Source organism: Streptomyces sp. NPDC033229, assembly GCF_055576875.1.
The window spans coordinates 167,026-182,683 of the sequence record NZ_JBVIQR010000011.1 but is presented as its reverse complement, the minus strand read 5'-3'; the positions used below and the strand labels follow the sequence as shown (position 1 = coordinate 182,683).

The following is a 15,658-nucleotide window of genomic DNA, read 5'->3' as shown; positions in this document are numbered from 1 at the left end:
AACTCCGCCTACTAAAAAACCGGCACAGGAGTCGACCCCCACACGCCCAAGGGCGGCAGCACCCACCAGGTGCCGCCGCCCTCCGGCACACCCAGCTGATCGCCTCGCCCAGCCCGGCGGTCTCCCCGAAAACAACGGTCGCCGCGAACAGGCTGGCGGCGAGGGTGCGACGAGGAGAGCGGGAGAAGGCATGTCGGCTCCTTGTGTCGTCGGATCCGGTGCGGTTGTGGCTGGCGGCCTGGATTGCAGGAAAGCGCCCCTCTTGCGCCAGGGCACGGGGCGTGCCGGTACCGAGCGGACGGTCCCGGTGGCGCGGTGCTGCTGCGACGCAATCGCACCTGGTCACGGCGTGTACGACGGCCGTAGCCGCAATCGGATCCGTGTGCCAGTGTGGGATTCATGGCGGGGCTTCGGCGCACTCGTACGCACGACCACCACGATCGCGGCGGCTCGGGGCACCGGCACGACGGCGAGCGTTCCCGTGCGTTCCGCCTGTGGCACCGGCTCGCCCATCCGGTCACCCCGCACCGCCATGAGGCCGGCGACAAGGTGGACGCGGCGATGGAGGCCTCGCGTGAGGGGATGCGCACGCTGTGGATCTCCCTGGTCGTCCTCGGGATGACGACCGTCGTCCAAGCGGTGATCGTCGCCCTGTCGGGATCCGTGGCCTTGCTCGGCGACGCGATCCACAATGCCGCCGACGCCCTGACCGCCGTCCCGCTGGGGATCGCGTTCCTGCTGGGGCGGCGGGCGGCGAACCGCCGTTACACCTATGGTTACGGCCGCGCCGAGGATCTGGCGGGCCTCGTCATCGTGTCGACCATCGCGGCTTCCGCGGGGCCGGCCGCCTACGTGGCCGTGGACCGGCTGCTGAACCCCCGTGAAGTCACCCACCTCTGGGCGGTCGCCGCGGCGGCCCTGGTCGGGTTCGCCGGCAACGAGTGGGTCGCCCGCTACCGGATCCGCACCGGTCGGCGGATCGGCTCCGCGGCGTTGGTGGCCGACGGTCTGCACGCGCGGACCGACGGCTTCACCTCGCTGGCCGTCCTCCTGGGCGCCGGTGGTGCCGCGCTCGGTCTGCATGCGGCCGATCCGATGGTCGGTCTGCTGATCACCGTCGCCATTGTGCTGGTCCTCAAGGACGCGGCCCGCGAGGTCTACCGGCGTCTGATGGACTCCGTCGACCCTGCCCTCGTCGACACCGCGGAGACCGCGCTGCGTGGCGTCGACGGTGTGCTGGACACCGGGCAGGTACGGATGCGATGGATCGGTCACGCCCTGCGGGCCGAGGCCGACATCGTCGTCGCGTCGCACCTGACCGTCATCCAGGCACACGAGCTGGCCGTCGCGGCCGAACACGCTCTGATCCACGCCGTTCCCCGGCTGACCGCGGCGACGGTCCACACCGATCACCCTCCCGCCGACGGCGACCCGCACGCGGCCCTCGCCCACCACGGCAGCCGGCCGGGCAGGTGACCCGGCTGCCGACGAAGGCTGTTCACCAACGGGGCTTCCTGTCCAACTGATTCCACTTCGCGCCGGGTGGGAGGGTGAAGTCTGCCTTGAGTGACGAGCCCTCCCATCTCCAGCGGACGTCCTTCGGCTGCCCGGACGGGCAGCACTGGGGGTCGCCGGTCCTGAACTGGGGGAAGCGCACGGTGACGGTCGTACCGTCCGAGGACCTGACCGACACCAGTTCCGTAGTGAGGTCACCGACCTTCCTGGAGCCGTGGAAGAAGTAGAGGACCTGACAGTCGGTCACGACGTGGGGGCAGCTTCCGGCCACGGCCCGTAGGGGACCCGGCTGATCGGCCGGGTCGTTGAACACATCGCTCACCCCCGCGTCAGCCATCAGCCGGCGGACCGTCCGGGCCTCGAAGTCGTCCCGCTCTCCGCTCGGCGAGGCGCTCGGCGACGCGGAGAAGGGCGCGGGAGAGCCGGTAGGCACCGCTTCGGACGAAGATCCGGATGAGCGGCCGGAAGACGGGCGGGTGCGTACCTCGTCCGGGGACGTGGCGCACCCCGTGACGGCGTACAGGGCGAGCAGCGTGAGGGCGGGGGCCACTCGGGGCAATGTCATCGCGTCACCTCTGGTCGGGGGCCGGGCACAGCGTGTCTTCGGCACTCCCCTTCGGGAATGACCGGCGTTCGGTTGCGGTGGGCTCCCGGCCCACCAGAGCGCACAGATGCCTGATCCATCGCGCGGGACCGAAGGGCACGGACCGGACCTGCCTTCCGGACGCGATCAGAAGGGTCTCGCCGGATCGTGTGACCGCCATCCGCAGGTTCGTCGTCGCCTGCCGTAACTCGGGCCCCACCAGATCGGCCTGGGCCAGGTGGCCGTCGGGGCCGACAGCGCGGAGACGTGCCCTGCGGTCGAAGGCCGCCAGATATCCGCCGCTGAAGCCGATGAGCCGGTCGCTGTTGTCGGTGCCCGAGAGGAGCGCCGTCGTCCCGCCGTCGGCGAACCGGTGCACCGCGGTCTGACCGTGGGAATCGATGAGGGCGAGGCGGCCGCCGTCTGGGCTGAAGACGGCGCCCTCCGCGGTCGTGCCGGACGCCGTGCTGAAGGTCCTCGTCCGTTTCTCCCGGTCGAGGTCCCAGACACCGACGTCGGCGTTGCCGTGCACGACCAGGGCGACCTGCCCGGTGCCGGGACGGGGAACCAGCTCCGCATCCGGCCGGGCCCCACCCGCGCCCGCCGGCGAATTCGGGCCGGAGGCCGTCACCGGCAGGGGCCGTCCGTTGCTCCTGCCGCTGTCGACGTCCCACCGGGTGAGCATGCCGTCGCGCCACACCAACAGACGGCCTGCCGAATCCGCGCCGACGGCCCGGGACCGGCCATGCTCGTCGGCCGACCGCGACGGGGCGATCAGCCTCACTACTCGCAGGGAAGGGAGCGAGCGGAGCACGATGCCGTCATTGCGGCTCTGTGCCAGGAACCTCCCCACGAAGGCGAGGTGTGCCTCATACGGCGCCGACTCGTCGGCGACCTGCCGACCGGTACCGAGGTCGTAAAGCCGAAGCCGTGACTCCTTGTCCACCAGCGCGGCGTAGCGGCCGTCGTCCCGCAGCACGAGGCTCGACGCCGCTCCGTCGATGCCCACCGGAACCAACCGGTCGTCTTCGCCCAGTGCGACAAGGGTGTTGGCGGTGGTGGTCACCACCATGCCGTTCCGCGGTCCGCCGAGGGGCAACGGCAGCCGGTCCCGGGCGGACATCAGCCCGTACTCGGCCACCTTCTCGTAGGTGTCGTCGCGTCCGTCCCCGAGGCCTTCGGGAGCGGGACGTACGCTCACAGAAGCCTGGGTCCCGAGGACCGCGGCGTGGGAACCGTCACCGAGCTTGAGCAGATGGGTGCCCTCGCGGCCGCAGGGAGCGAGTTCGGACGCGTAGCTTGGGGCGCGGTGGCGCCCGGAGACGAGGTCGGTGAGCTGCCACGTGCCGACGTTGTCGGTGAATTCGCAGGCGAGAGCCTGCTCTCCCGACGAGGACATGACCCGGCCGTTCTCGGCGTCGGCCGGCGTGAGGGCGGTGCTGTGGACAGGGCGGGGCGAGCGGCCCGACCAGACGGTCACCTCATTGGTGCCGGTTCCCGAGGAGCGTGCGGTGGTGGCCCTTCCCTCGGTGAGTACGCGCCCTTCGGCCCCCGGCCAGGCGTGGGAGAACCTGTCCTCTCCCGCGTCGTCGGGCCTGATGAGCACCGGATCCCCGTCCGCCCGGCGCAGGTCCCAGACGACGGCGCCCAGCCCTCCGGCCGCCATGCCCACGAGCCGTTGCCCCGACGCGTCGAATGCCAGGCTGACGACACTGCGGCCCGTTCCCTCCTGGGCCGGGGGGACCGGGAGCGAGCGGACACGCCGCTGCGTCCTTGCGTCCCACAGGGCGACCTCGCCGCCGGGTACCGCGGTGGCCAGGTGATTCTCGTCCTTCGACATGGCGAAGGCACGGGCGCGGCCGTCCACGAGTACCCGGGCCCGCTCCCCGCTCCCCGGGCGCCAGGCCAGAACGCCTCCCTCGCTGGTCCTCGCGGCGACGAGCCGCCCATGTGAGCCCGTGGTGTAGGCCATCTCCTCCCCGTCCGGAGAGAGGAGGAGAGCCCGGTGGTGCCGGGTACGGAAGAACTGCAGCAGCAGACTCTCCCAGGCCTCGGGAGTCGCCTCCGTCCGGTAGGCGGCCACGGCGGCCAGCCCCGCGGCGTCGGGCGCGGTCGCGCCGTCCTTCGCCCGCGCGGCAAGTTGCCTGGACGCGCTGGTCCTGCGGGCGTCGGCGGCCTGACGTCCCCTCACATCGACCACCACGACCGCGGCGACGAGCGCCAGGACCAGACAGACGGCCAGGACGACACCGCCTGTCCGCCACAGCGCATGGCGGCGCCTGGCACCGCGACCGGCCAGAATGTAGGAGCGTTCCGGCTCGGTCAGGTCCGGCTTGCGCTCGTCGAGCCACCGCAGGGCGGCTTGCAGGGACCGTCCGGTGAGCAGCCCGCCGCGTTCGCGACCGCCCCGCTCCCAAAGGGCGATATGGCCCCGCAGCTCCTCCTGCCACACCCGGAACGTCCTGTCCTCGGCGACCCAGCCGGCCAACCGTGGCCACGCGCCGATCAACGCGTCATGGACGAGACTCGCGGTCCAGCGACCTTGCGGGTCCTTGTCCGAGACGAGGAGCCGGGCCGTCGAGAGCCGGTCGACCACGGACTGGCGCCGTGCTGTGAGATCGTCCAGCACCACCGCCCGCCCCGTGTGCCGCCCGGAAAGGTCCGGCCGCACCAACTGGGTGAACAGCCACCGGGCGTCCTCCTGCCCGGCGGGCTCCAGCCCATCGCACCAGACGCGTTCCGCGTAATGGGCGAGCGCCCCGGTGACGCCGCCGAAGTCCTCGTAGACCCGGTGCGTCATGAGGCCGGCGCTGCGCTGCTCCCACAGCAGGCTCAACGTGAACTGCACGAGTGGCAAGGGCTCGGCCGCCGGGCTCACCTCGTCGAGGATGCGGCTGACCAGCCCTGCCTCGAATCCGATGCCCCACCATCGTTCGATCGGCTGCTCGATGACCCGTCGCAGGTCGTCGAGTGAGAGCCGGTGCAGCAGCAGCGGGTGTTCGGTGACCACCCGGCTCAAAAGGGGGTGGCGCAACGCGGCGTCGAAGAAATCCGCGCGGAGGGCGACCACCAGGCGCAGTACCGCCGGCCGCGCCGAGGGCCCGCCGACAGCCAGCGACAGGAGCTGTTCGAGGACACGGTCGTCCTCCGCGGTGGAGGCGATGACGAGCTCTTCGAACTGGTCGATGATCAGGACGAGTTCACGATTGCGTGATTCCGCGGCGCCGACGACGATGCCGGGCAGCCTTCCCCGGGCGATGTCCTCCTCGAGCGACCGCACGAGGTCATGGCCGGGCGGCGGGCCGTCGGGTGAGGTCGGTGCCGTCAGCCCTGCCAGGGAACGGGCCAGGGCCGCGCCGAGAGTCGTTCCCGCCCGGGGCCGCAGCACCGCCCACGGGGTGTCCGAGCGCGCGAGCCGCGGCACCAGCCCCGCGTGCAGGAGCGAGGTCTTCCCGCTGCCCGATCCCCCCACCACCGGGACAACGCGGTGGGACTTCGTCAACGCGTGCAGACGCTCGACGTCCCGTTCCCGGCCGTGGAAGACGGCGGCGTCCTCCGGTCGGAACGCTTCGAGCCCGCGGTAGGGACTGGCCGGATCGACGGCGGACCGCAGGTCCGGCCAGGCGTCCAGAAGGGCCGAGGTGGGGAGGGCGTACCCGGTGCGGCGTTCGGCGCGTGTCTCGACGGCGACGACCATGCCGACGACCGCTTCGAGCCGCAGGTCGTGGACGGGCGCGCCGCTGAACCCGCGCGCCACGGGGAATCCCGCCGTGCGGGTGTCCTCCAGCTGGAGCCACCCGCCCGCCTGCCGGGCGAGCAGTCTGCCGCGGCTCCACACGCCCATGGACCTGCCCTCGGGCAGCCCGAAGGTCAGGTAGGGGTGGTCCCACAACTCCGTGACGGGGCTGAGGCGCACGGGCCGTACGGACGGGGGCAGGGGGCCCAGCACACGCAGCCCCGCCACGTCCCCCGACTCGTCGTCGGCCACCGGATGCCAGGTGACGATTTCGGCGGGAACGGGCTCGCCCGGTGCCACGAGCGGGAAGACCAAGGTGAGACGGTGCCCGATCCAGGAGGCGGGGTGTGGATGGACCGCCGCTTCCAACACGTGCGCACAGGTGATCACTTCATGCGGGCCGACGAGGAAGGCGAGGCCGGCGGACGAGCCTCCGTCTTCGACGACGGCGATGGCTCGTTCGATGGCGCTGCCCGATTGCTCCCGCATCCGCGAAGCCGGATCGCCGGGCCGTCAGTTCGCCGGTTGCGAGCCGTCGAAGCCCTGGCCGTCCGGTTCGGCGGGCGCTGCTTCCCGGCGCCAGGTCAGGGAGACCTGAAGATGCCCGTCGGCGCTGGTCTTCGCGATGACCGCCCCCGCTTCGGCATTGAGACGGACACCGAAGTCGATCCGCACTTCATCCGGCCGTGCCTCCATGTTCCGGAAGCCGCTGAGGGCGGCGTCGGCCGCTCTTCGTATGTGATCGAGCGCGGCTTCGAACGACTCCGCGGTGGAGGTGATCAGATTCCCCACCCGCGAGGCCCTCGCGATCCCCGGCTCGTCCGCGTCGACCTCCACCATGATCGAGCCGTGGTCGGCCAAGTCGAAACGCAGCAGGTCGGACATATTCCCCCCAGTGGTGGACGCCGGGTATCGGCCTTCTCCCATACGCCTCGCTCTACGTGCCGACCACGATAGGCCTGTCCCATGAACCGTGGAAGGCACAATCCACGGCCCCGCGGTCCGATGCCTCCATCCCGGGTACGTGACGCGCCCACGCCGATACGCTCGCTTCCAAGGACCGCGTCGCCTCGCGGGGGGACAGCGGGAGAGAGCGGAGAACAACGGGGGAGGGGACGTGTTGGATCAGTCGTTGATCGCGGTGGCCTCGGCGGCCGGGACGGCGGTGGCCTCGGCGGCGGGGACGGACGCCTGGGCGGCGCTCCGGGAGCGGGTGGCCGGTGTCTTCCGCCGTGGCGGTACCCCGGGGAGCGGGGTGGTCGCCCGGCGCCTCGACCGGACGGCGGCCGAACTCGAGGGCGTGGACCCCCGGGAGGCCGAGCGGGTACGCGTCCTTCTCGGGGCGTCCTGGCAGACCCGGTTCGAGGACCTGCTGGAGAACCTGGACGGTGCGGAACGTGCCGAGGTGGCCGGTCAACTGCGCGACATGGTCACGTCGGCCCGGCGGGCGACGGACGCCGTCTCGGCGGGAGACGGAGGGCTCGCCGTCGGCGGGAACGTGGACATCCGCGCCGAACACGGATCGGCGGCCGCCGGTGTGATGGGAGACGTGACGCTGGGAAACCCTCCGCAGCCGGGCCCGGAACAGGGCTGACCGCACCCGGCGCGAACGCGGCCCCGACCGTCGCCGATGCCACCTCGATCACCGCCCGGGACCACAGCATCGCGGCCCTGAGCATCGGTCGTCTCGAATACCATGCCCCGCCACGGGCCCCGATCCCCTGGCCGCGATCGATCGGGATCATTCCCCGGCAGGCGGACTGCTTCCAGCACCGCGCCGCCGTCGACGCCCTGAGCGGGCCGGTCGCCGCGGGCGGCACCGAGGTGCTGTGCCACGTCCTCTCCGGGACCGGTGGAGTCGGCAAGACCCAGCTCGCCGCCCACCACGCCCGCGCCACCTGGGAGGCCGGGAGCACAGATCTGCTGGTGTGGGTCACCGCGACCGACAGGGCCGCGATCCTGAGCGCCTACGCCGAGGCCGCCGCCACGGCGACCGGCAGCGACGACGCCCGGCGTCTCGGCGCCGACGACCCCGAGCGTGCCGCCGCCCGCTTTCTGAACTGGGCACAGTCCACCGACCGCCGATGGCTGATCGTGCTGGACGACGTGGCCGACCCCGCCGACCTGAGCGGCCTCGGCGGCCGGCTCGCGCTGTGGCCTCCCACGCACCCGCGGGGCCGGACGGTGGTCACCACCCGCCGCCGCGACGCCGCCCTGCCCGGCCTCCGTATCGACGTCGGCCTGTTCACCCCCGCCGAGGCCGTCGCCTACCTCACCGCGAAGCTCGCCGCCCAAGGCCGCCAGGACCACCCCGAAGACATCGCGGCGCTCGCCCGCGACCTCGGCCGACTGCCGCTCGCACTGGCCCAGGCGGCCACCTACCTGGTCGACCTCCACCTGAGCTGCGCCGACTACCGCGCCCGGCTGTCCGACCGGGCCCGGACCCTGCCGGACCTGGTTCCCGAGGACAGCGGTCTGCCCGACGCCCACCGCGCCACCGTGGCCGCCACCTGGTCCCTGTCCGTCGAGCACGCCGACCGGCTCCGCCCGCGCGGCCTGGCACGGCCCATGCTGCAGCTGATCGCCCTGCTCGACCCCAACGGCATCCCCACCACCGTCCTGACCTCGCCCCCGGCCCTGGCCCACCTCTTCGCGCAACGCACCCCGGGCCAGGACGGACACCGGCCGGCCCACCCCGTCGCCCCCCAGGACGCGGCGGACGCCCTGCGGTGCCTGCACCGGCTCAGCCTGGTCGACCACACCCCCGGCACACCCGACCAGGCGGTGCGCGTCCACGCCCTCGTCCAACGCGCCACCCGCGAGACCTTGCCGGAGGCCGCGCACGACGCGCTGGCACGCACGTGCGCCGACGCCCTGTTCACCGCCTGGCCCGACACCGAACGCGACACCGCCCTCGCCCGGGCCCTGCGCGCCAACACCGCCGCTCTCACGGCCTACGCCACCGGCGACGCCCTGTGGCAGCCCCGAGCGCACCCGGTGCTCTTCCGCACGGGGGACAGCCTCGGCCACGCCGGCCTCGTCACCTCCGCCGTCACCCACTTCCAGGACCTCCACGCCACCGCCCGCCGGCACCGGGGCCCCGACCACGCCGACGCCCTCCGGGCCCGGCGCCGCCTGGCCTGGTGGCAGGGCATGGCCGGGGACGCGGCGGGCGCCGCCCTCGCGTACCGGGAGCTGTCGGCCGACGAACTGCGGCTGTTGGGCCCCGACCACGCCGACACCCTGGACACCCGGCATGCTCTGGCCTGGTGGCGAGGCATGGCCGGCGACGCCGCCGGTGCCGCCGCCGCCTTCGAGGAACTCCTGGCCGACTACCTACGGCTGCTGGGCCCCGACCACCTCCACTGCCTGGTCACGCGCGGCAACCTGATCCACTGGCGGGGGGAAGCAGGGGACGCCGTCGGTGCCGCCGCAGCCTTCGAGGAGCTGTTGACCGACCACCTCCGGGAATTGGGCCCCGACCACCCCGACACCCTGAACGTGCGTCATGGCCGCGCGTGGTGGCAGGGGACGGCGGGCGATGCCGCCGGTGCCGCCACGGCCTTCGAGCACCTGCTGGCCGACTACCTCCGCGTCCTGGGCCCCGACCACCCCACCGTCCTGACCGCCCGCTCGGACCTCGCCCACTGGCGGGGCGAGGCGGGCGACGCCGCGCACGCCGCCGCCGCGTACCGGGAGCTGCTCACCGACAGCCTTCGGCTGCTGGGATCCGATCACCCCAACACCCTCCACGCCCGCCGTGGTCTGGCCCGGTGCCAGGGGATGGCCGGTGACGCCACCGGCGCGGCCGTCGCCCTGGAGGAGCTGATGGCCGACTACCTGAGAGTGCTGGGCCCCGGCCACGCCGAAACCGCCAATGCCCGCGCCGAGCTGGCCCGATGGCGGGCGGCGGTCGAGGAACCCAACTGAGGCACCGGTGTCAGGCCGAACGCTTGAGGTGCGTGACCAGCCGGTCGAGCACGCCCTGGTGGCTCGCCAGGGACAAGTGGTCGACGCCCGGGTTGTCGGTGAGGCTGAAGTCGTGGCAGGGCATCGCCCGCCAGGCGAGCACCGCCTCGTTGGTGATGTCCTCCTGGTTGCCGTCGCCGTCCCGGGTGAGGAACCGGTCGCCGCCGATGACGTGGCCAGGAGTCAGGTTCGCCAGCCGTGCTCCGACGGCGGTCGGGAGACCGGAGCCCTTCTCGGCGTACACGTCGACGTCGGGGAACGATCCGGCCTCGGCGAACGCGACGAAGCCGATGTAGTGGTCGGCGAGCTCCTTGGCCACCGGCAGCTTCGCGTCGGTGAACAGCTTCGCGTAGTCGCGTGGTGTGTAGGAGACGCCGGTCGACGTGTCCTGGACGACGACCTCGCGATCACCGAAAATCTCCGGGTCGGCGGCACCCATGTACGTCGACGGGGCGCTCGCGTGCATCCGCGAGCTGCTCGCGGCGTTCTCCCCGGTCGTCGGATAGCTGAAGTCCCGGGTGTTGAGCCCGGTGAAGGGCAGCGAGTAGCTCAGCCCCTGCCCGGGGAGATTCCCCGCGATCGGGGTGAACCCCTGGATGTACTTGTCCCGCCAGGCGCGTGGGGTGTGGGTGAGCAGATAGTGCGCATAGACGGGCCCGTTCGAGTGGCCCACGAGATGCACCCGGCGGTTGCCGTTGTCCCGGTAGGTGGTCTCGACGAGCTGACGGGTCCGTTCGAGGAAGCCGCCGATGTCCGGGGTGAGCCGACTGTCGTAACCGGCGACCCGGATGTCGGCGTCCCGCCGGTATCCCTCGGCCTCGAGCCGGCGGTAGAGCGGCTCGTAGAACGGCGCGCTCCTGGTCCTGCCGTAGTCGATGACCCGGACGTCGACCCCGGCCGGGTTCGAGAAATGCTCGGACATCGGCTTTGACGGATTCGCGTCGTAGCGAAGGGTGAGCAGCCGGTCCTGGCAGACCTGGTCGAACACGGTGCTCGGGCGGTCGTTGCCGTACCAGTCCTCGAAACTGCCCGAGCGGGGACACCCGGGCACCCCGGTCTGCTGGTCGACGGTCACCTTGAGCTTGGTGACGTGGAACGCGGGGAAGAGCACGACCGGGGCTCTGTCCGGTGGTGACGCGTTGGCGGTGCCCGGTGCCGCGGCCAGCACGATGAGCGCCGCCGCCACAACCCGAAGCCAGGACTTGCCGAACATCCGTGACCACCCCCGTCACTTGAGACTCTTGTTCACCTTAGCCATGTCCCCTTGCGCCGGTGGGTGTTTCGCCGTGAAACCGTCGGCACAGGCCCGAAGGCTTCGCGCGGGCCCGTCAGGCTCTGCTCGAGTCCCAACCGGTCGGCCCCGCGCCGTAACGCTCAATAGCCGGCCGGGCGCACCAGCCCCGTCTCGTAGGCGAAGACGGCCGCCTGGGTGCGGTCGCGCAGGCCCAGCTTGAGCAGGATCCGGCTGACGTGGGTCTTCACGGTCTGTTCCGCCACCACCAGCCGCTTGGCGATCTCCGCGTTCGACAGGCCCTGCGCGATCAGGGACAGGACCTCCGTCTCGCGTTCCGTCAGGTCGCCGACGCGTTCCTTGAGCGGGGCGCGGGGGGCGCCGCTCATGCGGGAGAACTCGGCGATGAGACGCTTGGTGATGTTCGGGGCGAGCAGGGCCTCCCCGTCCGCCACCACCCGTACGGCCTGGGCGAGTTCGGCGGCGGAGGCGTCCTTCAGCAGGAACCCGGAGGCGCCCGCGCGCAGCGCCTCGTACACGTACTCGTCGAGGTCGAAGGTGGTCAGGACGAGGACCTTCACGGTGGCCCCGGCCGGTTCGGTGATGAGGCGCGTCGCCTCGATGCCGCCGAGGCCGGGCATCCGTATGTCCATCAGGACGACGTCGGGGTCGAGTTCGGCGACCTTGGCGACGGCGTCGAGACCGTCCACCGCCTGCCCGACGACCTCGATGCCGGGCTCGGCATTGAGCAGCACCGTAAAGCCCTGACGCACCATCATCTGGTCGTCGGCGATCAGCACGCGGATGGTCGTCATGGGGTGTCCTCGGCAGGTTCGGCGGGCACGGCAGGGGGGTGTACGGGCAGGATCGCGGTGACTTCCCAGCCGCCGTCCGGGGTGGGGCCGGTGGCCAGTTCGCCGCCCAGCATGGCAGTGCGCTCGCGCATGCCGAGCAGACCGTGGCCCGCGCCCGGCGAGGCCGGTGCGGTCCGGTCCGGTGCGGTGTTCGTGACCCGCACGGTGACCCCGGCCGGGCGGTACCCGATCTCCACCCGCACATCGGCTCCGGGCGCGTGCCGCATCGCGTTGCTGAGCGCCTCCTGCACGATGCGGAATGCCGACAGCTCGACGCCCGGTGGCAGCGGGAGCGGATCCCCGCTGGTGAGGCGGGTCACCGTGAGCCCGGCACCGCGCACGTTGCCGAACAGGTCGTCCAGCCGGTCGAGAGTGGGCTGCGGGGCGTGCCGCACGGTCTCCGAGAGGGGGTCCTCGGAGCGCAGCACACCGAGCACCTGGCGCAGCTCGGTGAGTGCCTCGACGGCGTTCTCGCGGATGCCCGCGAGGTTCTCCTTCAGTTCCTCGGACGGGTTCTCGACCAGGTGCGGGGCGACCTGTGCCTGGATGGAGATGACCGACATATGGTGCGCGACGACGTCGTGCAGCTCGCGGGCGATCCGGTTGCGTTCTTCGAGGAGGGTGCGCCGGGCCCGCTCCTCCGCGGTGAGCTCCTCCTGCTCGACCAGTCGCGAACGGGCCACCGCACGGCCGCGCAGCGCGGCGCCGATCGCCGTCGCGGCGACGAACACCGGGATGGCCACGTCGGCGTTCTGGTAATAGCCCGTCTGCGGGGGGCTCGCCAGGCAGACCAGCCCCGACAGCGAACTGATCACCAGCACCATGACCGAGGCCCGTACGCGGACCCGCAACGCCACCAGGAGCAGCACCGCGGCCTGAACGCCGATCCCGCCGCCGGTCCACGGGAACGGCATGGGGATCCTGGTGTCGACCAGGGACTGAGCGGCCACGAACGTGGTGAGCGTCGTGGCCCACCAGGCCGGGACCGGCCGGTACATCGCGACGACGAGGGCCACCGACTGGACGCAGGCGAGCGAAATGCCGAGGCCGTTACCCAACTGGTAGTCGAAGGCGTAGTCGTTCGCGTTCAGGAGCATCAGCAACCCCGCCGCCAGCAACAGGGGCACCGCGAGCGCGGGCCGCCAGTCCAGCCAGCTCGGCCGCCGCCGGTGGGGCAGCGGGTCGGGCTCCGCCGTCCACAGGTCCTCGCGCAGGGCGCGCGCCGCCGCTCGGATGCCTTTCGGCCACTTCGCCATGTTCTCCCCCTGTACAAGATCCACTCTAGGCACCGCGCACCACCGTCTTCCGCGCGGGGCGCCCCTCGCGCACGACTCTGTTGTGTTTTCGCGGCCGCCCCCGCTCGTGGGTCTCGTAGGTCCGGAACGCCGCCCAGCACACCAGCAGCGCCACCGCGAACACCGGCAGCCAGGCGAGCCGGGCGAACACCCAACCGGCACCGTCGGGAACGGTGTGCAGACCGGGCAGGGTGCTGCCCGTGAGCAGGCCGAGGGCGGTGACCGCGATCATCGCGGTCTGGTGCCACAGGAACACCGTCATCGCGGAGAGGTTCATCAGCGCCACCGCCGCCCACACCGCCGGCCGTCGCAACACCCGGCGCAACGGGCCGAGCAGGAGGAGGGCCGCCCCGCTCTGGGCGAGGCCGAAGGTGACGGCGGCGAGCGTGGGCGGGTTCAGGTTGGAGATCCCGGCGCCGGGCACGCCGACCATCGAAGCCGGGTAACCGGCGAACAGCACGAGAGAGGCGGTGGCGCACGCACCGCCGAGGAGCAGCCCCCAGCCGAGCCGGGGCCGCACCGGCAGCCCGCGCCGTGCCCAGCGCGTTCCCAGGCAGTACGGGACCATCCAGCCCGCCGCCACGTTGACCCAGCCGAGCGGCTCGGGGCCGTCGAAGGCGAACCGGAGCACATCGACGGACAGCACGACGACCAGGGGCCACAACGGGTGCAGCCGGGATATCACCGGGGTCGCCGCTGTCAACGCGGTGAAGACCAACAGGAACCAGAGGGGCGACACGACCAGTTTGCAGAGGGCCTGCACGGTCTTGAAGCCGGCCCCCGACATCAGCATGGCGCCCGCCGCCACCGCCCACACCGCCAGTACGGCGACGACCGGCCTGAACAGCCGGCCCGTCCGTGCGCCGAGCCACTGCCGGAACGTCATCCCCCGGGCACGGGCACCGGCCTGACTCCTGGCCCCTACGTACCCGCCCACCAGGAAGAAGATGGCGAGGGTCTGGAACACCCACGAGACGGGGGTGAGCCGGGGAATGCAGTGCAGGGGGCTGATACCGCGTACCGTGCCGCTGTCGGCGACCAGGGCGGTCACCAGCCAGTGTCCGAGCACCACGCCGAGGATGGCCAGGGCGCGCAGGGCGTCGACGGCCCGGTCGCGGTCCGGCGGGGTGGCGGCGTCGATCCGCCGGACGAGATCACGCATGACGGCCCGCCACGGAAGGCGCCTGTCCCAAGACGATCCGGGCGATGTTCCGCAGGGGAACGGAACCGGGCTTCAGATAGTCGCTGTGGCCGCCGGTCCCCGCGTCGAAGACACGGGCACCGAATTCCTTCGCGACGGGGTCGGGTCCGAAGCCGACGGTGGCGAAGGGCAGTCGGAGCCGCACATGGGGCACGGCGGCGATCCAGTCGTCGGCGCCCCGGCCCGCCCAGACGGTGGCCCGGCTGCGCAGTCGGCCGACGTCGTCCGAGCCGGTGCCGGGGCTGCCGTACAGGACGATGGCATCGACCCGCAGGCCCGAGGCGCCGCGGGCACAGACGACCGAACCGTAGGAGTGGCAGAGCAGCGACGTCCGGGCGGTGGGCTTCACCGCACGCAACTCGTCGATGAACCGGCGGAGTCGGGGCGCTGCCGCGTCGGCCCGCCCCGGTGTCATGGCCTCGGTGCTCATCATGCTCGGTGTCCCGTAGCCGAGCCAGGCGATGACCGCGGCCCTGTCGCCCAACTGCTGCCGCAGGGCGACGGCACCGGCTCGGAAGCGTCCGTACGTGTCGAGGCTGGTGTCCGAGCCCGGTACCAGCACGGCTATCCGCTCGGCCCGGGACAGGTCGCCGAAGACCTCGGTGGTGCGGCCGCCGTCGCGGCCGTCGAAGGAGAGGAAGTGACGCGTCGGTTCCGCCATGGCGCGCAGCACCCCGGCCCGCCTCCGGTCGCCGTGGTCCGCGGCCATCCGCCCGGCCGCCCGGATGCCGTCGCGGTTGACCGCGTAGCGCTCGTCGAGGGCGGCGGGCGTCGCGGCCGTCATCGGGGCGAGGAGGGCCGGTGCGGGCGCCGGGACGGCGGCCGGGCGGGCCGCTCCCGCCAGCGGCACCGCCACCGAAGCGGCGACGAGCGCGGCGAGCAGGGTGCGGCGCGGGCGGCTGCCGCGCGGGCGGAACGCCATGGTGTGGGTCCTTCCGTACCGGGTGTCTTGCGTGTTTCCGGTACCGAAGTTATGGATCGGGCCGAGTGGTCGGCGTCCCGCCGGGGAGTGCGCTTTCCGCGTAGCTCCGGAGTACTACGAGTAGGGGGTGGGGCCCGCCCGAGCAGCGACTGTCGTGGACGAGGTGTACGGCGAGCTCGAGGTCCCGGCCGCCGACGATGCGGCGGGCTGGCGTTCGGCCGCGGGCCGCAGTGGTGCCAGTCTGCGGTCGAAGCGACGAGATGGCGAGTCGGCAACACCTCGTGTCCACCGACAGGTGGACACGGAGTTCAACCGGTCGGGGCTCATGGCAGCCGCACCCCGGCGACCAGCA

The 15,658-nt window shown here is 72.3% G+C and carries 11 protein-coding genes; 3 read left to right on the top strand and 8 right to left on the bottom strand.

Annotated elements, in window-relative coordinates; translation table 11 throughout:
- Nucleotides 1–399: 399 nt before the first annotated feature.
- Entirely contained in the window at nt 400–1,476 is a 1,077-nt protein-coding gene (locus ACZ53N_RS13155) for a cation diffusion facilitator family transporter (RefSeq protein ID WP_469140961.1), read from the top strand.
- A gap of 22 nt (nt 1,477–1,498) precedes the next feature.
- Here the strand turns inward: ACZ53N_RS13155 and ACZ53N_RS13150 are convergent, their stop codons facing one another.
- From ACZ53N_RS13150 to ACZ53N_RS13140, 3 genes are read right to left on the bottom strand one after another with little or no spacing between them, the layout of a single operon-like run.
- Nucleotides 1,499–2,080, bottom strand: coding sequence for an LppP/LprE family lipoprotein (locus ACZ53N_RS13150; RefSeq protein ID WP_469140960.1), 582 nt, complete (start codon nt 2,078–2,080; stop codon nt 1,499–1,501).
- A 4-nt stretch (nt 2,081–2,084) separates the two neighbouring features.
- Nucleotides 2,085–6,323: an nSTAND1 domain-containing NTPase gene (locus tag ACZ53N_RS13145; RefSeq protein ID WP_469140959.1), complete on the bottom strand. Its 4,239-nt coding sequence runs from the start codon at nt 6,321–6,323 to the stop codon at nt 2,085–2,087.
- Nucleotides 6,324–6,347: 24 nt separating this feature from the next.
- Nucleotides 6,348–6,719, bottom strand: a complete 372-nt coding sequence (locus tag ACZ53N_RS13140; protein WP_469140958.1) for a CU044_2847 family protein — start codon at nt 6,717–6,719, stop codon at nt 6,348–6,350.
- A 232-nt stretch (nt 6,720–6,951) separates the two neighbouring features.
- Between ACZ53N_RS13140 and ACZ53N_RS13135 the strand changes: the two genes are divergently transcribed.
- Complete coding sequence (locus tag ACZ53N_RS13135; RefSeq protein WP_469140957.1) at nt 6,952–7,428, top strand: hypothetical protein; 477 nt, start codon at nt 6,952–6,954, stop codon at nt 7,426–7,428.
- 230 nt (nt 7,429–7,658) lie between these two features.
- A complete protein-coding gene (locus tag ACZ53N_RS13130) occupies nt 7,659–9,764 on the top strand; it encodes a tetratricopeptide repeat protein (protein ID WP_469140956.1) in 2,106 nt (701 codons plus the stop codon).
- 10 nt (nt 9,765–9,774) lie between these two features.
- On the opposite strand, the gene ACZ53N_RS13125 is transcribed toward ACZ53N_RS13130, so the two are convergent.
- From ACZ53N_RS13125 to ACZ53N_RS13105, 5 genes are all read right to left on the bottom strand, one after another.
- Nucleotides 9,775–11,016 (bottom strand): lipase/acyltransferase domain-containing protein, encoded by a 1,242-nt coding sequence (locus ACZ53N_RS13125; RefSeq protein ID WP_469140955.1) that lies wholly within the window; start codon nt 11,014–11,016, stop codon nt 9,775–9,777.
- 161 nt (nt 11,017–11,177) lie between these two features.
- The gene (locus ACZ53N_RS13120; RefSeq protein WP_469140954.1) at nt 11,178–11,849 is read right to left on the bottom strand and encodes a response regulator; all 672 of its coding nucleotides are present in this window, start codon (nt 11,847–11,849) and stop codon (nt 11,178–11,180) included.
- Nucleotides 11,846–13,144 carry a sensor histidine kinase gene (locus tag ACZ53N_RS13115; RefSeq protein WP_469140953.1) on the bottom strand — a complete coding sequence of 433 codons (1,299 nt, stop codon included), beginning with the start codon at nt 13,142–13,144 and terminating at the stop codon, nt 11,846–11,848. The genes ACZ53N_RS13120 and ACZ53N_RS13115 overlap by 4 nt, the downstream gene beginning before the upstream one ends.
- Nucleotides 13,145–13,169: 25 nt before the next feature.
- Nucleotides 13,170–14,345, bottom strand: a complete 1,176-nt coding sequence (locus ACZ53N_RS13110) for an acyltransferase family protein (RefSeq protein ID WP_469140952.1) — start codon at nt 14,343–14,345, stop codon at nt 13,170–13,172.
- Nucleotides 14,338–15,306: an alpha/beta hydrolase gene (locus ACZ53N_RS13105; protein WP_469140951.1), complete on the bottom strand. Its 969-nt coding sequence runs from the start codon at nt 15,304–15,306 to the stop codon at nt 14,338–14,340. Before ACZ53N_RS13105 ends, ACZ53N_RS13110 begins: the two co-directional genes overlap by 8 nt.
- Nucleotides 15,307–15,658: the final 352 nt, after the last annotated feature.